The sequence below is a fragment of the Methylobacterium sp. Leaf469 genome (genome assembly GCF_001424745.1).
Taxonomy (GTDB): Bacteria; Pseudomonadota; Alphaproteobacteria; order Rhizobiales; family Beijerinckiaceae; genus Methylobacterium.
On sequence record NZ_LMRE01000003.1, the window covers coordinates 90364 to 106380 of the forward strand.

17 protein-coding genes and 1 pseudogene are annotated in these 16017 nt (G+C 63.8%); 8 read left to right on the top strand and 10 right to left on the bottom strand.

The window, feature by feature from the left end:
- The first annotated feature begins 81 nt into the window (after positions 1-81).
- A complete protein-coding gene (locus tag ASG60_RS04900; RefSeq protein ID WP_056384394.1) occupies positions 82-354 on the top strand; it encodes a hypothetical protein in 273 nt (90 codons plus the stop codon).
- Here ASG60_RS04900 and ASG60_RS04905 read toward each other — a convergent pair.
- From ASG60_RS04905 to ASG60_RS04935, 7 genes are all read right to left on the bottom strand, one after another.
- On the bottom strand, positions 338-1429 hold the full coding sequence (locus tag ASG60_RS04905; protein WP_056384395.1) for an ABC transporter permease: 1092 nt from the start codon (positions 1427-1429) through the stop codon (positions 338-340). The two genes, ASG60_RS04900 and ASG60_RS04905, sit on opposite strands and share 17 nt — an antisense overlap.
- The gene (locus tag ASG60_RS04910) at positions 1426-2349 is read right to left on the bottom strand and encodes an ABC transporter permease subunit (RefSeq protein WP_056384396.1); all 924 of its coding nucleotides are present in this window, start codon (positions 2347-2349) and stop codon (positions 1426-1428) included. The genes ASG60_RS04905 and ASG60_RS04910 overlap by 4 nt, the downstream gene beginning before the upstream one ends.
- Positions 2346-3941, bottom strand: coding sequence for a peptide ABC transporter substrate-binding protein (locus ASG60_RS04915; protein ID WP_056384397.1), 1596 nt, complete (start codon positions 3939-3941; stop codon positions 2346-2348). Before ASG60_RS04915 ends, ASG60_RS04910 begins: the two co-directional genes overlap by 4 nt.
- Before the next feature lie 340 nt (positions 3942-4281).
- Positions 4282-4716 (bottom strand): heme-binding protein, encoded by a 435-nt coding sequence (locus ASG60_RS04920; protein WP_056167568.1) that lies wholly within the window; start codon positions 4714-4716, stop codon positions 4282-4284.
- A gap of 18 nt (positions 4717-4734) precedes the next feature.
- Positions 4735-5856, bottom strand: coding sequence for a 5-(carboxyamino)imidazole ribonucleotide synthase (locus ASG60_RS04925; protein WP_056384407.1), 1122 nt, complete (start codon positions 5854-5856; stop codon positions 4735-4737).
- A gap of 44 nt (positions 5857-5900) precedes the next feature.
- Entirely contained in the window at positions 5901-6398 is a 498-nt protein-coding gene (purE, locus tag ASG60_RS04930) for a 5-(carboxyamino)imidazole ribonucleotide mutase (protein WP_056167572.1), read from the bottom strand.
- 260 nt (positions 6399-6658) lie between these two features.
- Entirely contained in the window at positions 6659-7348 is a 690-nt protein-coding gene (locus tag ASG60_RS04935; protein ID WP_156398786.1) for a PAS domain-containing protein, read from the bottom strand.
- Positions 7349-7468: 120 nt separating this feature from the next.
- Between ASG60_RS04935 and ASG60_RS04940 the strand changes: the two genes are divergently transcribed.
- Positions 7469-7825 (top strand): hypothetical protein, encoded by a 357-nt coding sequence (locus tag ASG60_RS04940; RefSeq protein ID WP_056303913.1) that lies wholly within the window; start codon positions 7469-7471, stop codon positions 7823-7825.
- A gap of 72 nt (positions 7826-7897) precedes the next feature.
- Here ASG60_RS04940 and ASG60_RS04945 read toward each other — a convergent pair whose 3' ends face one another.
- Entirely contained in the window at positions 7898-8236 is a 339-nt protein-coding gene (locus tag ASG60_RS04945; RefSeq protein ID WP_056384399.1) for a hypothetical protein, read from the bottom strand.
- A pseudogene (locus ASG60_RS04950) lies at positions 8233-9361 on the bottom strand (IS5 family transposase). Before ASG60_RS04950 ends, ASG60_RS04945 begins: the two are co-directional and overlap by 4 nt.
- Before the next feature lie 291 nt (positions 9362-9652).
- Between ASG60_RS04950 and ASG60_RS22470 the strand changes: the two are divergent.
- Complete coding sequence (locus ASG60_RS22470; RefSeq protein WP_156398787.1) at positions 9653-10003, top strand: hypothetical protein; 351 nt, start codon at positions 9653-9655, stop codon at positions 10001-10003.
- Between the two features lie 557 nt (positions 10004-10560).
- On the opposite strand, the gene ASG60_RS21795 is transcribed toward ASG60_RS22470, so the two are convergent.
- Complete coding sequence (locus tag ASG60_RS21795; protein ID WP_162244774.1) at positions 10561-10968, bottom strand: GNAT family N-acetyltransferase; 408 nt, start codon at positions 10966-10968, stop codon at positions 10561-10563.
- A 901-nt stretch (positions 10969-11869) separates the two neighbouring features.
- On the opposite strand from ASG60_RS21795, the gene ASG60_RS04960 reads away from it, so the two are divergent.
- The 5 genes from ASG60_RS04960 to ASG60_RS22485 all read left to right on the top strand — a co-directional run bounded on the left by ASG60_RS04960 (position 11870) and on the right by ASG60_RS22485 (position 15813).
- On the top strand, positions 11870-13468 hold the full coding sequence (locus tag ASG60_RS04960; RefSeq protein ID WP_056384401.1) for a PAAR-like domain-containing protein: 1599 nt from the start codon (positions 11870-11872) through the stop codon (positions 13466-13468).
- Between the two features lie 8 nt (positions 13469-13476).
- On the top strand, positions 13477-14163 hold the full coding sequence (locus ASG60_RS22475; protein ID WP_156398788.1) for a hypothetical protein: 687 nt from the start codon (positions 13477-13479) through the stop codon (positions 14161-14163).
- A 67-nt stretch (positions 14164-14230) separates the two neighbouring features.
- Entirely contained in the window at positions 14231-14728 is a 498-nt protein-coding gene (locus ASG60_RS04965) for a hypothetical protein (RefSeq protein WP_056384402.1), read from the top strand.
- Complete coding sequence (locus tag ASG60_RS22480; RefSeq protein WP_156398789.1) at positions 14677-15363, top strand: hypothetical protein; 687 nt, start codon at positions 14677-14679, stop codon at positions 15361-15363. The genes ASG60_RS04965 and ASG60_RS22480 overlap by 52 nt, the downstream gene beginning before the upstream one ends.
- A gap of 3 nt (positions 15364-15366) precedes the next feature.
- The gene (locus tag ASG60_RS22485; RefSeq protein ID WP_156398790.1) at positions 15367-15813 is read left to right on the top strand and encodes a hypothetical protein; all 447 of its coding nucleotides are present in this window, start codon (positions 15367-15369) and stop codon (positions 15811-15813) included.
- Positions 15814-16017 lie beyond the last annotated feature (204 nt).

Below are 16017 nucleotides of genomic sequence, written 5' to 3' on the forward strand. Positions count from 1 at the left end.
CGCCGGACTCGGCAACGGTTCCGCCAAGCTTTCATCGTTCGTCGGGTGGAATAGCATCCTCGTTCCGGATGCACCGTTCCCATGCTGTCCCGCGCCGGCCTCGCGGCCCTCCTGATCATCGTATGTTCTCGATCCGTCGCTACGGAGGATCCTGCACGATCCGGCTTCGCGTGGTGGCACCTGCGGCCGACCGATGTGATCACGACCGGGTCGACGGGCGCGGCGGAGCCCGAGCGGCGCAACGCCAAGCCTGCCAATGCTAAGCCTCCCAACGCCAAGCCTGCCGTCGCCGAACCGTCGCAGGAGCGACGCTCCGTCCGGGTGGTCTATCCGGGGCTCACCGCGGGGCGGTGAGGGCGTCGCGGCGCGGGTCGAGGGCTTCGCCGAGGGCATCCCCCAGCACGTTCAGGGCCAGCAGCGTCGTCACAAGGAAGGCGGCGGGGGCGGCGAGCATCCACGGGGCGGATTCGATGGCCCGCGCGCCCTCCGCGATGAGGGCGCCCCAGCTCGTCTGCGGTTCCTGCACCCCGAGGCCGAGGAACGACAGGAAGCTCTCCAAGAGAATGACCTTTGGAACCAACACCGTAGCGGCGACGGTGACGGGCCCGAGGGTGTTCGGCACGATGTGACGGACGAGGATCCGCGCCGAGGACAGGCCCAGGGCCTCGGCGGCGCGGACGAAGTCTCGCTGGCGGAGCGACAGGGTCTGGGCCCGGACCATCCGGGCCATGTCGAGCCATTCGACGGCGCCGATGGCGACCAGGATGAGCCCGAGACCGGCGCGGAAGAACACCAGCAGCATGATCACGAAGAACACGAACGGCAGGGCGTAGAGCACGTCGACGAGGCGCATCATCACGGCATCAACGCGCCCGCCGGCGTAGCCCGCCACCGCCCCGTAGGTGAGCCCGATGAGGAGGGCGACGCCGGTGGCGACGAGGCCGATGACGAGGGAGACGCGGCCGGCGACGAGGGTGCGGGTGAGGAGATCGCGCCCCAGGACGTCGGTGCCGAGGAGAAAGCGCTGTTCCAGCACCGGGACGGAGACCACGAGGCGGCGCCCGTCCTCCGCCCGCTTGAGGATCGTCGCAGGCCCGAACAGGTCGGAGCGGGGCAGGTAGGTCAGCACGCGCGGGTCGATCGAGCGCGGCGCATCCACGGTCACGTGCGCCGTTCCATCCCGGATTGTAACGGCGCGCACCGTCACGCGCATGCGGAACGCGAGCCGTTCCAGGGCCGGGCGCACCGTTCCGGGCCGGGGATGCGCCGCGAGGCCCGGCGGCGTCCCGACGAGGTCGGGATAGATTCGCCCCGGGTCGTGGCCCGTGAGTTCGGGACCCACGAGACAGGCCAGCGCCACGGCCGCGAGGAACCCGAGCGCGACGGTGGCCGAGCGGTGGCGGAACAGGCGCCGGACGAAGCCCCTCATCGCGCGATCCGCAGGCGCGGGTCGAGGAGGGCGCAGAGGATATCGGCGACGAGGTTGAGGCCGATGACGAACACGCCGACCAGCACCACGGTGCCCATCACCAACGTATAGTCGCGGTTGAGCGCGCCATCCACGAAGGTGCGGCCGAGGCCGGGCAGGCCGAACAGGGTCTCGACCACCACGGACCCGGTGAGGAGCGCGGCGGCGGTGGAGCCGAGGATCGCCACGATGGGCAAGAGGGCGCCGCGCAGGGCGTGGCGGGCGATGCGCCGGCGCGGCAGGCCCATGGCGCGCTGGGTGCGGATGTGCGGCAGGGCGAGGGTCTCGCGCAGCGACGCCCGGGTGAGGCGGGCCAGGAGGCCGGCCTGGGGCAGGGCCAGGGTCAGCACCGGCAGGACGAGGTGGGCGGGGGTACCGCCCTCCCAGCTTCCGACGGGGAGCCAGCCGAGGCCGAGGCCGAACACGATCTGCAGGAGGGGGGCGACGACGAAGGTCGGCACCGCGACCCCGAGGCCGGCGCCGAGGCCGACGACGCGATCGAGGAGGCGGCCCGGACGGAAGGCCGCCCCGGCGCCGAGGCCGATGCCGAGCGCGAGGGCCAGCCCCAGGGCGAGGCCGCCGATGGTCATGGAGACGGGCAGGCCGTGGCCTAAGAGTTCGGCGACGCCGCGGTCGCGAAACGAGAAGGACGGCCCGAAATCGCCGCGCGCCAGGGCGCCGAGGTAGCGCAGGTACTGCACGGCGAGGGGCTGATCGAGACCGTAGGTCTCCTGTAGCGCCGCCATGGAGGCCGGCGCCAGGGGGCGTTCGAGGTCGAACGGCCCGCCGGGGGCGAGGCGGATGAGGAAGAAGCTCACGGTCACCACGGCGAGCAGGGTCGGCACCGCCTGGAGCAGGCGGCGCAGGACGAAGCCGATCACGCCTCGAGCCTCAGGAAGCGGGTCGGCGCGGCGTTGCGGAGGTTCGGATGGTAGCCCGAGAGGCGTGGGCTGATCAGGGCCTTCGAACGGGTGTGCATCACGGGGATCCAGGGCAGATCCGTCACCACGATGGTCTCAGCCCGGAACAGCAGGTCGGCCCGGCGGGCGAGGTCGGTCTCCCCGGCGGCGTCCCGCATCAGGCCGTCGTAGGCGGCGTCGGCGTAATGGCCGGGGTTGAGGGTGTCGTTGCCGCTCTGGAGCAGGAAGAGGAAGTTCTGCGGGTCGGAATAATCCGCGATCCACGAGACCCGCGCCACGTCGAAGGGCCGGCCCTCGCGCAGATAGGCGAAGTGGGTCTTGGCGTCCGTGTAGGTGAAGCGCGTGGCGACGCCGATGCCGCGCCACATCTCCGCCAGGGCCACCGCGGTGTTGCGGTTGTTGTCGCTCGCGTTGAAGCGATACTCGAGGGCGAGGGGGCGGCCCGGTCCGAAGCCGGCGGCCGCGAGGAGGGCCCGGGCCTCGTCCTCGCGGTCGATGGGCAGGGCGTCGCGGCCGGCGAGTTCCGGCGGCGCCCGGTAATGGTCGAGGCCGGGCGGACACAGGGAATAAGCCGGGTCCATGGTCTCGCCCCACAGGCGCTGGGCCAGGAACTCGCGGTCGATGACGAGGGACAGGGCGCGGCGCACCCGGACGTCGTCGAAGGGCGCCCGGCGGGTGTCGAGGGCGAGGGCGTAGAGCCCGAGCGATGGTCCGAGCACCACCTGCCCGCCGAACCGCGCCCGGAGGGAGGCCATCTGATCGGCGGGGAGGTCGGCCAGGGAATCGATCTCGCCGCCGGCGTAGCGCCGCACGGCGCTGGCGAGGTCCGGCGTCGGCAGGAACGCCACGCTGGGGATCGCGACATCGGCCGCCGCGTGGAAATGCGGGTTGCGGACGAGGATGACCCGGTCGTTCGGTGCCGCCTCGCGCAACGCGTAGGCCCCGTTGGAGACGAGGTTCTCCGGCCGGGTGAACGCCGCGCCGAAGCGCGTCACCGTGGCCGGATGGACCGGCAGGGCGGTGGAATGGGTGAGGAGTTCGAGGACGTACGGCGTCGGCCGCTCGAGGGTAAGGACGAGGGTCCGGGCCGACGGCGCATCGACCCCGATCGACTCGGGCGCTGCCGCACCGCGATTGACGGCCGCCGCGCCCCGGATGGGAAACAGCACCTCGGCGTATTTCGCCGCCAGGGCCGGATCGAGGATGCGGCGCAGGCTGAACACGAAATCGTTCGCCACCACCGGATCGCCGTTCGACCAGCGCGCGCGCTCCCGCAGGGTGAAGGTGTAGGTGAGGCCATCGCCCGACACGGTGCAGGCCTCGGCGCATCCGGGGATGATGCGGCCGTGGTTGTCGTAGGTGAGCAGGCCCTCGTAGAGGTCGCGCAGGATGTGTGCCTCGGCCACCGTCGAGGATTTGTGCGGATCGAGGGTGCCGGGATCGGCGTCGTTCCCGCGCCGGTAGAGACCGGCCGGCGCGGCCTCGGCCGGGCGCGCGAGGGCGGCGGCGGCGAGTCCCGCGAGGCACTGGCGGCGGTGCGGGGCGGGTCTCATGCCGCCTTCGCCGAACCGATGGCGTGGAGCGCGCCGGGCCTCCAATCCTTCCAGGCAATGCCGGTACAGACGGAGGATCGCGCCTGCATCAGCCCTCGGCCCGTCGCGCGGAGCGCTTGGGCGCATCCCCCTCTCCCCGCAGGCGGGGCGGGGATGCGCAACGGGCGCTTCGCGTCTTCGACACTGCACCTCTGACGAAGACAGACCGCCACCCGCATCGACGATCGCCCTCCCTGACAGGAAAGAAGCCCGGCGCTCGCCGCGACAGGTTAGGAATGCGAATTCCAGGCCGCTCGATGAGGATCGTACGGCGAGGCACAGGGCGTATCGTCGTACGATCTCAGGCGCCGGTCTGCGCCGAAAACCCCGCCGCCTCGATGCCGGCGACGGCGCAGAGTTCGTCGTTGTCCGAGGTGTCGCCCGAGATGCCGACGGCGCCCAGCAGCGTGTCGCCGTGGCGGATGAGGACGCCGCCCGGCACCGGCACCAGGGCGGCGGGGCCGACGAGGTGGCTCATGGCGGCGATGAAGGTCGGGTCGGCCTCGGCCCGCTTGGCGATGGCGCGGGACCCCAGCCCGAGCGCGAGGGCGCCGTTGGCCTTGCCCATGGCGATCTCGGCCCGGCGCAGGGACGTGCCGTCTTCGGCGGCCAGGGCCTTCAGGGCGCCGCGGGCGTCGAACACCGCCACCACGAGGGGCTTCAGCCCATGGGCGCGGCCGGCCTCGAGGGCCTTGGCGACGAGGGTCTGGGCGGCGGCAAGACTGAGTTCGGACATGGGGCGCTCGCGGGACGATCAGGGTTTGGGGAGGAGCCGGGTGACGTGGCCCATCTTGCGGCCGGGCCGGGCCTCGCCCTTGCCGTAGAGGTGCAGGTGCGCGCTCGACTGGTCCAGAAGCGCGGTCCAGTCCGAGACCTCGTCGCCGATGAGGTTGTGCATCTCGACGGCCATGCCGCCGACGCGGGCGGGGTCTCCGAGAGGCCAGCCGCAGACGGCCCGCACATGCTGGGCGAATTGCGAGGTGGTCGCGCCCTCGATGGTCCAGTGGCCGGAATTGTGGACCCGCGGGGCGATCTCGTTGACCACCACCCGGGCGGGGCCGTCGGCCTGGGGCACCAGGAACATCTCGACGGCGAGGATGCCGACATAGTCCAGCGCCTCGGCGATGCGGCGGGCCATGGCGATGGCGGCGGCCTCGGTCTGGGGCGCGATGCCGGGGGCTGGCACGCGGGTGACCGCGAGGATGTGGTCGCGGTGCTCGTTGGCGCAGGGCTCGTAGGCGGCGAACGCCCCGTCGGGGCCGCGTGCGGCCACCACGGACACCTCGGTCTCGAAGGGCACGAAGCCTTCGAGGATGCAGGGCGCGCCGTCGAATTCGCCCAGGATCGCGGCGGCGTCGATCGCGCCCTCGGCGCGGATCATGCGCTGCCCCTTGCCGTCGTAGCCGAAGCGCCGGGTCTTCAGGATCGCCGGGCGGCCGATCTCTTCGAGCGCCCGCACGAGGTCCTCGGCGGTGTCGACGGCCCGATACGGGGCGGTCTCGATGCCGAGGCCGTTGATGAAGCTCTTTTCCGTCAGCCGGTCCTGCGTCGTGGCGAGGGCGCCGGCATTGGGGTGCAGGGGGGCCTTGGCGGCCAGCGCCTCGGCGGCGGCGGCCGGGATGTTCTCGAACTCGTAGGTCACGACGTCGACGCTGGCGGCGAACCGCGCGAGGGCTTCCACGTCGTCGTAGGCCGCCACGGTCTGGTGCGCGCAGACGTCGAAGGCCGGGCTGTCGGCATCGGGGGCGAAGACGTGGACCTTGAGGCCGTAATTCGCGGCGGCGAGCGCGATCATGCGGCCGAGCTGGCCGCCCCCGACGATGCCGAGGGTGGAGCCAGGCTGGACTTCGGGCGAGCCGGGCTGGACTTCGGGCAAGCCGGGCTGGACTTCGGGCAAGGTGTTCACGACAGACGGCACGCTCAAGGGAGATCGCTTTGCGGATGGTCGGCGACGCTCGCGGTCTGCGCGGCGCGCCAGGCTTCGAGGCGGGCGGCGAGGTCCGGGTCGGTCAGGGCCAGGATGGCGGCGGCGAGGAGCGCCGCGTTGACGGCGCCGGCACGGCCGATGGCGAGGGTGCCCACGGGGATGCCGGCGGGCATCTGGACGATGGACAGCAGGCTGTCCTGGCCCGACAGGGCCTTCGATTCCACCGGAACGCCGAGCACGGGGAGGGGGGTCATGGCGGCGGTCATGCCGGGGAGGTGGGCGGCGCCGCCGGCCCCGGCGATCACCACCTGGAAGCCTTCGGCCTTGGCGCCCTTGGCGAAGGCGACGAGGCGGTCCGGGGTGCGGTGGGCCGAGACGATGCGATCGCTGTGGGCGACCCCGAGGGCATCGAGGGTTTCGGCTGCATGCCGCATGGTCGCCCAGTCGGACTGGCTGCCCATGATGATCGCGACCGGAGCGGCTCCCGCCATCGTCGTCCCATCCCTATTGATTCAAGGGGGCGGGGGCCTGCGGCACCCCAATCCAGCCGCATACGCGGGCGGTGGCCGGGCCGCAAGGCGGGGCCCGGGACGAGGCGTGTGGCGGCGGGGGCCGTCCCCTGCGGATTGCGGGTCGGCCCGGCGGCCGGATGAACGATTCGGTTCACGGTTGGTCACGAGCCTATCGGCGGGCGGGCTGTCCTCGAACCGAATTTGCTGTTCGGAACGGGAATGCCGCGTCCAGGGTCAGCTCATCCGCCCTGATGCCGGACGTCCGTGATCTGCGCCAGCCGCCGTCCGATCTCCAGCAGGAGCATGTCGCTCATCTGGTGCAGCACGGAGGGCGGAAGTTCATGGATCGCCGCGCGAACGACGAGGCCATGCTCGGCCGCGCGTTCCAGGGATCCTCTGAGGTTGGAGGTTCTCAGATCGGAGGTTCTCAGATCGGATGCGGAGAGGCCCAAGACCGTATCCGGCTTCGTCTGGGTGATGTCGACGAGGATACCGCTGCCCCGGGTCGGGCGTCCTGCACGATCATGGGCGAAGCGGCCGCGATCGAGGACCCGGCGCGTCACCCCATCGGCGGAGCGAACGCGATACTCCAAGGTACATACGAGGCCGTCCTCGGCGCTGCGAGCAATGGTCTGGGCCGCGCGTTCGCGATCATGGGGATGAATGCCGGCCAGGAAGGCCTTCAGGGGAGCACCGCTCTTGGCCGCGATGGGGTCGAGGTTGAACACCCGGGCCACGAGCGCGTCCGCGTACGCCCGGTCGTTCGGAACGTCGTACTCCCAACGGCCGATCACATCGGAGGCATCGAGGGCATCCTGCAATAAAATCTGCATCGCTGCGTCTTCGTATGATGTGCGTTGTTCCACTGCGCCCCGCAGCTCTCTCAGATAGTTGTCGTTAAGCAACATAGCCGATGCTAGAGATACCAAACAGAGGTCCGAATAACAAATGTAAATTCTCGCATATTAATCCATGATAAGATATGGCAATAAAATCATATGCGCCGCTGCACATCCAGGACGGATGCTCGTTCAACCGGGAGACCTACGATGGGCCGTAGATTGAATGCCCTCGAAGAACTCCAGGCCAACCTCGCGGATCCCGACGCCGAGCGACGACAGGGCCCTCTCCAGATCCGGCAGCACTACCTGGCGCGGATCGCGGACACGCTCGGGATCACCACGGCGCAGCTGGGGGAGACCCCCGCCCTCCCAGGGGCAGGCCAACCCGCGATGGACGGCGCGCGGCCAAACGCGGCCGTAAGGACCGAACAGGCCGTCCTGATCGAGCAATGCGCGGCCTTGGTCGACGCCTTTCGCCGGATCCAGGACCCGCAGGACCGCTCACGCTGCCTCCAGATCGTCTGCGAGGCCGCCGGGGTGGAGTCGTCGCGATCGACTTCATAGAAGGGTCGAGCGGTCGGAGGGACGTGGCCGTCACCGCCGTTCGGCTCCGTTGGCTCGCGGCTCGATGACGGCCTAACAGGGTGTTGAAGAAGTCAGCCAACGGCGGGCAATGAAGCGGATTTCGTCGCCGCGGTGGACGCGGATTTTGCCGCGAAGCGAGCCGTCGGCCTGGACCTCGGCCGATCCGGAGCCGCAGACCGCATCCATCTCGTCATTGCCAATCCCGTCGAACACGATGGCGGCGCGATCGCTCCCGCGGGCGGCTTCGCCAGCGGAAGCTCCGGTGACACACCCTGAGGCGAACTCACCGCGGCCGTCCTCGAAGAGGATGTAGGCCGGCTCGACCATGTCGGCGTAGGCTTCCTCGTAGCCGGGCAGCTCAACGATCCGCCACTTGCCCAGGACGCTCACGCCAGAGCTCCGATCAGCTTTGGCAGGCGGACGAGGTTGTAGGCCGCATCCGTCAGAGTGAAGGCCCATCCGACCTTGTCCCGGCCTATGAAGCGGGTCTTGCGCAGTCCGCCGACGGTCTTGATCCAGCCAAAGCCCTCCTCGATGCGCTTGCGGATCTTCTGGCTCCTGCCGTAGCCGGCGTGGCGGGTGGTTCGTCCGTCGATGGAGGAGCGGCGGCCGTTGATGTTCCGAGCCACGTGCGCGCGCACGTTCATCGACCTGAGCTCGTTGACGAAGTCCTCGGCGTCATAAGCCTTGTCGGCACCCACCGAGATCGCCCCGGGTCGATCCGCACTCGACTCGATCATCGACAACGCTGCGATCCGCTCGGCGTGACCGTTCGCCGAGGTCAGGCGGGTGTCCACGATCAGGCCCGAGCGGTTCTCCATCAGGGTATGGCCGATGAAGCAGAGCTTGGCCTCCATCCCCGGACCCTTGCGGTAGAGGCGGGCTTCTCGGTCCGTGGTGCTTTCGTGGGTCTCGTTCGAGCGCGTCTGCCCCCTGAAGTCGACCTCGACGTTGCGCCTACCGGCGGACGGCGGCGGATCTTTCCCTTGATCGTTGCCGCCCTGATCCTTGGGCTTGAAGCTTTTGATCGACGCCCAGGCCTCGATCAGCGTACCGTCGACGCTGAACCGAAGGACCGCGAAGCGAAGTGATTGCTGGACAGAAGCGCCTGACCCGGGGCCGGGCCAGCATGGCGGCGAGGAACTGGGCCGCGATCTCACCGGCCAGGTGCCGGTCCCGGTTCCGGGTGAAGCTCGAATGATCCCAGGCCTGATCGTCGATGCCCAGGCCTACGAACCAGCGGAACAACAGGTCGAACTCCAGCCGCTCCATCAGCTGCCGCTCCGAGCGGATCGAGTCGAACGCCTGCAGGAGCATGGCCCGCAGCAGCATCTCGGGCGGGATCGACGGACGACCCATCCGGGTCGCATAGAGCGCCGAGAAAGACCCGCTCAGGGCCGCCAGCGCCTCGACCGTCAGTTGTCGGATGGCCCGCAGAGGATGATCGGACCGAACCCGAGTCTCCAGGTCCACATACGAGGACAACGCCCCGGAACGCCGATCCGAGCCCCGCATCTGCCTTCCCCGCTTACAGCCAGGCAGCAGTGAATCATGCCAACCCCTGGCACGCCACGGACTTCTTCAACACCCTGTTAGATGCTTTGCAGGGCGCCGCAGATAAAATCGGACAAGAAAGCAGTGGGCGATTTTCAGGCGTAGCTAACATCAACGGTTACAATGTGACAATCAGAGGTGCGTTGGTGAACGGTCAAGCTAAAATTGGCACGGCGTTCATACGTTGAATGTTTTTATTATGGTTTTGATCAAAAACTTGTGTCGTGCCTTGAATTTCAGGGGAGGGAATGGATGACTGTACAGGAAAAGATGGAATTCGAAATAATAACTAAATTTTTCGTCAATCGAGGGATATTGTCAGGAATTAGTTTAATCGAGTCGTACAGCGCGCTTGTCTTATCAAGACATATTGGTGGATCTGGATTTATGACGGTATTTCGTGACGAGCCAATACTTCATATTCTGCCAAATTTATGCAACGAAGATATATCGCCGTGTGAAGCAACGTTGGATGGCAAATCAAATCCTTTCGGATTTGTCATCATGATAAAGCACGGAAGAATAGAGTGGCTTGAGGGATTTAGCTACGATGGTGAGCCATGGCCAGAGGAATTGCACGGCTATAGAATCCATGATATCTAATATATTCGAGCTATAGTATTATATTTATATTATAACAATATAATATAAAATTGCAATGCGTAATTTCATCGCGAGCACTGAAACTCATCTGCGGGTTAGGCAATCTTCTTTACAGGTAGCGGGTCGCCATATTCTGAAACTAAAGGCGTAAAAAATTTCTATTAAATTTGTCAAGAATAATAAAATCTTCTTACGAATAGCCTTATTATTAATATAAGCTAGAATTATAGAGCTAGAAATGGGAAATTTTGTAGAAGTATATGTTCTCCTAACCGACGAAATAGTGCCTGTCTGGAGGCCGGTTCTAGCTATGAAGATACAGGAAGATATTTATGAAATATTATCGAATCAAAAGGTCCCAGTATACGAAGAGTGGGAGTTCCGGCCCGGGACCCGCGTGCGCGTTGAAAGTGCTATCTCTGATGGGCAGGTTTACCTAAGGGCTATAAAAGAGGTATCGTTGTAATTTAAAGCTATTTTCGTCGATAATCTCAATATTAAGCAGGCTTATTAATATAAAATGAATACCCTAAGCATTGATATGAAATAAAATTCGCTTAAAAATGCTTCTGCAGTGTTGTCTGTGTCAAACCAGCGTACGGATTGTATAATAATAGACGAGCGACGTAACCATTCTTCTCATAAAATCCGCACGCATCGCTGCTGGATGTTCCGACGTAGGCATCGATGCATCCTTCTTTTAACGCGCGTCGCTCAGCCTCTCTGAGCAAAGCCGTGCCGTGGCCGCGCTTTCGCAGGTACGTCGGCAGCCAAAGAAGATCGACCGACAGCCATGCTCCAACCATAAGTCCGATCATCCCGCCGACTGAGGATTTTTGCTCGTCCTGTAGGGCGACGCAGAGCCAACTTGCGGGCCGGGAGGAGTGCTGCGGATGAAGCATAGGAGAAAGCCCCTGCATCAGGATCGAGCGAAGCTCGGGATCGTCTCCCTCTGTCACCGTCATACTGGGCGTCATCGGCTCAATTCATCCCGACTGTCTGCTCCATGATAGTCGCAGGCGCAGAGCGATACGACTACCGAGGTCGCACTTGGGGCTGGCGGATCGTCCCGCGCGGGGGATTCATGCCTTAATAACATTTTGGGTAGGCGATCCGCATCGCACGCCACTCCTTCCCGTCAACGACCTCGTCCTGTTCAAGCCCGGCACGGACGTGACCTTCGTCGGCGCGTCGTTCGCGCCGGACGGCGTGCACTCCGCAAATCCGGTCGGTTGCGGGATCGTCGATGCCGCCCGCTTCCCCGAGGTGACGCAATGGCCGGCGCCGCAGATCGNACGCGCCGGACGGCGTGCACTCCGCAAATCCGGTCGGTTGCGGGATCGTCGATGCCGCCCGCTTCCCCGAGGTGACGCAATGGCCGGCGCCGCAGATCGAGGCCGACGGCGCAGCAATCGCTACCCCGGACGGCGACTGGACGGCGGAGGGCTTTGGCCCCATCGCACCGTTCTGGCGACAACGGCAGAGCCGGGCTGGCACCTACGACGACGACTGGCTCGACACACGCCATCCCCTGCTCCCATGGGACTTCGACTTCCGCTTCTGGCAATGCGCCCATTCGGACCTGATCGCCGAGCCGTGGCTGTCGGGCGACGAGACCTTCAGGCTCGACAACCTGGTGCGGGGATATCCCGAACTCGTCGGGCGTCTGCCGGGCCTGCGGCTGAGCGCACGCGTGGAGCAGCCCGACGGCTGGATGGCCGTGCCGCTCGTGCTCGACGGGGTGCATTTCGACCTCCGCCCTGGCGTCGGCCGAGTGTTCCTGACGTGGCGGGCGGGCTTTCCCTGGGCGGAGCGGCTTTCCCGACCGATCCTCGAGATGGTCACCGGGCAGCGTGAGGCCGGGCGATGAGCGGCGGATCGTCCTCGGTCACGCTGGAGCCGCTCTCGGTCTACGGCGCGGCGCCGGCCGCCGACCCGGCCCTCGCCCAAGAGTTGGGGCTGCCGTCGAACGCGCTGTTCCAGTCGCCTGAGCGCGGCCAGGGCTATGCGGACTACAAGCTGCCCGGGGACGACCTCGCGAGCCAGGATTACCGCCGCGCCTACTTCGACAAGGACGCCAGGAAGGACGAGAATTGGGCCCCGCCATCGCCGAGCGCGCCCAAGCCTCCTCCGCCCGAGCTGATCCCCGACACGCACGAGGCGATCGCGGTGTCGACGTCGCCGGACGTGTGCCGGTCGCCGTCGGCCCCGGTGCCGTACGCGGTGTGGGGCAAGGCGGACGACAAGCAGAACTATTCGCCGGACGTGCGCTCGAACGGGTGCGTGATCAAGCGCCGCGACTCGCGCTTCACCACGACCTACGGCGACGAGCCGGGGGTGGGCAAGGGGGTGAGGTCGAACACGGTCGGCAGCACGGTCGAGCCGGTGACGTCCTCGAAGGTCGTGCGGGCCAACGGCATCCCGGTCCAGCGCCACGGCGACCGGTGCACGCTCAACCACGGCAACTGTCCAGGCGAATACGTGCACGTCAAATCCACCGCGACGCACGACGCGCCCGACGGCCGGGACCAGATGCCCTGGTACAGGAAGGCGTTGAACTGGACGGGGGAGAAGCTCGGGCAGGCGGGCCGGGCGATCGGCGCGTTCGACGACGGGCACGGGCGGGTGGTGACGCGCGGTTTGGGTGCGTTGCAGGCGGCCGGCGGGGCGGGCGAGGTGGTGGGTGGCGCCAGCCTTGCCGGGGTCGGCGGGGCGGCGTCGACCACGGGCATCGGTGCGGTGCCCGGCGTTCCGGCGATGGTCGGCGGCGGATTGCTGATCGGCAGCGGCTACGACAACGTCGCCACGGGTCTGCGCCAGCTCTGGACGGGCGAGGGCCAGACGACGGCGGTGCAGCGCGCGGCGGGCGGGGTGGCACAGGCGCTGGGGGCCTCGCCGGAGACGGCGCAGACGGTGGAGACCGTGGCGGGTGCGGTGCAGGGTGCCGCGGGCGGTGCGGGCAGTGCGGTGGCGGCCGCCTCGCGGGCCGGGAAGGCGGCTACGGCCGAAGTCAAAGCCGTCGAAAGCGGTGTGGAAGGCGCGCGAAGCACGCGTGTGATGGCAAAGGTGCCAAAGGTCACGCGAGATATGTACGGTCGCATTACTCGCTGGGAGGACACTATCAATCCCGAGGATATTGGCACGGGCACCCCCACCAGTCCATCAACGCGTAATTATGCAAGATCCTTGGGTAATTCGACTGACGACGCCGGACATGCTAGAGGAGCTAAGCTGGGTGGAAGTGGCACCAACGAGGACAACATTTTTCCTCAAGCCCCCAGCGTGAACCGTGGACAGTTCCGTGTCTTCGAGGGTAATATCGCACATCAAGTCCAATCTACTGGCCAGCCGGCCACTATAAGCCTCACACCCACTTACGAAGGAGCCTCGACACGGCCATCTTCGTTAAATTATGACGTAACAGTGGGTGGCCGAACGATTTCCAAGAATTTCCCGAATCCTTAGGGCGCACAATGTCTGATATTGTCCTGTCTATACAAGATGGCAGCGCATCTGTCGGCTTCCTTGGTGGCCACCCCCTTGTTCCAAAAGGTTTTTCTCCGCCACGAAGTGGTATTAATGGCATTGAACAAAGGTTTATGTTTCAGTTGTTTTTTCCTGAATGGCATGACCTTTCAGGAAATTGCTTGCTATTCTTTTTTGATCCAAACAATATTGATGAACATCACGTTATTCCGGATATGTCCACACCAGATAATTACCCAAAAATCGTAGATCGTGGAGTTTTAGAAAAACAACAACGGTATCATTCTATTTTTATTTTCTCGGCGCAAGATCTAATTGTAGATCCACAGATTGTATCTCCGCTGGTTAGAAAAAACATGAGTCTTGTAGAAAAATCTGAACCCGGCGACCGATTTGGGCGGTTAAATAGATCGCCTGTTTGGTTGCTTGGCGACGAGACACCGCCACCTTCAACACGGCTGCCTACGTTTGTTTTCCAGATTTCAGAGAATTATCTATTTGAACGCCATCCTACATCCTCGCCTCAACGGCAGATCGATTATTTCAGTTCCACAGGAGTTTCAGATAGGAATACTGACAACTACAAGATCTTTGTTGGTAATGAGATTTACATATTTGCATATGCGGACCTTATCCAATTCGGTGCATTCGTGTGTGTGCAAAACTCAGAATAATTGTATAGTAAAATTGCTGCTAAGGAGTTGTTTTTAAGTATTTTCGCCCGTCACGTCCTCGAAGGTCGTGCGGGCCAACGGCATCCCGGTCCAGCGCCACGGCGACCGGTGCACGCTCAACCACGGCAACGGCCCGGGCGAGTACGTGCACGTCAAATCCACCGCGACGCACGACGCGCCCGACGGCCGGGACCAGATGCCCTGGTACAAGAAGGCGTGGGACGGGGTGAAGGGCGGAGCCGGCGACTTTCTGGCGGGCGCCAAGGCGACATCGGGCACGGTGGCGACGGGCGAGGGCCTTCTCGACAAGGCGTCGCAGTATTGGAGCGACCCCTCGCAGAACGGGCGGGACGCGCGTTCGGCCTACGAGAGCATCCCAACAGGCTCCGAGATCTGGGAGGGTACGAAGAACATCGCCGGAGGCGTGGCGCACGTCGCGGGGGAGGTGGTGCGCGATCCGGTGGGCAGCACGCAGACGGCGGGCGGCTGGGCCAAGGACCAGGCGGTCGGGGCGTGGAGCGGGGCTACGCCGATCACGGAGTGCTGGGCGCGGCGGGGGCCGTAGCGGGCGTCGGTCTGGAGATCGCCAACCCGCTCAAGAAGCTCAAAATGCTGGAGCGCGGGGCAAAGGCTCTGGAGGCGGCGGGGGATTACGAGAAGGCGGCCAAGCTGCGCAAGGAGGCCGAGCAGCTCAGGAAGGAGGCGAGCGAGTCTGGCGAGGGCGGCGCACGCAGTACGCGGAAAAAGCAGACCCGCAATCCCTGCGCGCATCTGGCGAAGGGAGATCGGGAAGGTGAAGGTTCTTATCGAGGCGGATCTTATCGCGGTGCGCCTGGATCACTGGAGAATGAAATAGAGTCTCATCATACTCCAGCCAAGAGCGCGTATCCAGACGAGTTGGCTGATAAAGTCGGCGGCATAAACCGAATGCCCTCCATACAAATGGACAGGGATGATCATCGTGAAACATCAAGCCATGGATGGCAAGGTGCAGATGGAGATATATATCGTCAGCAACAGCGTGATTTAATGGAGTCTGGTCATTATCGAGATGCGGTGGCAAAAGATCTTCGTGACGTCAGGAACATAGCAAGAAATGAAGGGGATCCTAGAAAGTATAACAGAGCTATGCTTGAGTCGGCTGCATATCGTAGATGTCTTGAAAAGCATGGACTAATACCTAGAAAAAAAGGGCGTTGAAAGATGAGCTGGGAAATAAATTCTTACGTTGGACTAAATGAAATCAAATTTGAATGCTCAATAGATGATATAATTCAAATATTAGGTAAACCTGTCCGTGATAAAACAACACCAACTGGTCGACGTCGACTGCAGTTCTCAGAGCGAAAGCCAGCCATTGTGTTTGAGAAAGAGAACATTGTAGAGATATCGCTACTTCCGCAGATTGATGGTGGAGCAACGTATCACGGAGAATGCATTTTTTCGCAAGAGCCTGATTTACTTCTTAGATTTTTGCAAAATTGCAATGGGCAAATATATGAAAGAAATGGATTCCTCATACTATTTAAGCTAGGATTTGTTTTAACTGGATTTCATGACGATGATTCTAATCAGAAATCATTGGTTATGTTTAGAAGGAATTTTTATTGGAATGCATTGCGTAACGATATGGCTCCTATTAATTTTTAGATCTATATCTCGAATTAAACTCAAAATATAAAGGCCAAATTTTGCTATATTATACTATGGATTGATAATATGAGTTGGACCATCAAATCCTATAAAAGTGTAGGATCTCTAGGGCCTGTCGTCGCCTGAACAGATTGGCTGGGCTTGCGTTTTCGTCTCTCTGATGGAGGAGGGACGATGCTGAGCGACGCGCAATGGGCTGAT

Bases quoted from the DNA above. Each gene is read 5' to 3' on its own strand.
- ASG60_RS04905 (WP_056384395.1), bottom strand. From the start codon at position 1,429: ATGAGGGGCTTCGTCCGGCGCCTGTTCCGCCACCGCTCGGCCACCGTC.
- ASG60_RS22485 (WP_156398790.1), top strand. From the start codon at position 15,367: ATGAGCTGGGAAATAAATTCTTACGTTGGACTAAATGAAATCAAATTT.
- ASG60_RS04915 (WP_056384397.1), bottom strand. From the start codon at position 3,941: ATGAGACCCGCCCCGCACCGCCGCCAGTGCCTCGCGGGACTCGCCGCC.
- purE (WP_056167572.1), bottom strand. From the start codon at position 6,398: ATGGCGGGAGCCGCTCCGGTCGCGATCATCATGGGCAGCCAGTCCGAC.
- ASG60_RS04900 (WP_056384394.1), top strand. From the start codon at position 82: ATGCTGTCCCGCGCCGGCCTCGCGGCCCTCCTGATCATCGTATGTTCT.
- ASG60_RS22475 (WP_156398788.1), top strand. From the start codon at position 13,477: ATGTCTGATATTGTCCTGTCTATACAAGATGGCAGCGCATCTGTCGGC.
- ASG60_RS21795 (WP_162244774.1), bottom strand. From the start codon at position 10,968: ATGACGGTGACAGAGGGAGACGATCCCGAGCTTCGCTCGATCCTGATG.
- ASG60_RS04940 (WP_056303913.1), top strand. From the start codon at position 7,469: ATGGGCCGTAGATTGAATGCCCTCGAAGAACTCCAGGCCAACCTCGCG.
- ASG60_RS04920 (WP_056167568.1), bottom strand. From the start codon at position 4,716: ATGTCCGAACTCAGTCTTGCCGCCGCCCAGACCCTCGTCGCCAAGGCC.
- ASG60_RS04960 (WP_056384401.1), top strand. From the start codon at position 11,870: ATGAGCGGCGGATCGTCCTCGGTCACGCTGGAGCCGCTCTCGGTCTAC.
- ASG60_RS22470 (WP_156398787.1), top strand. From the start codon at position 9,653: ATGACTGTACAGGAAAAGATGGAATTCGAAATAATAACTAAATTTTTC.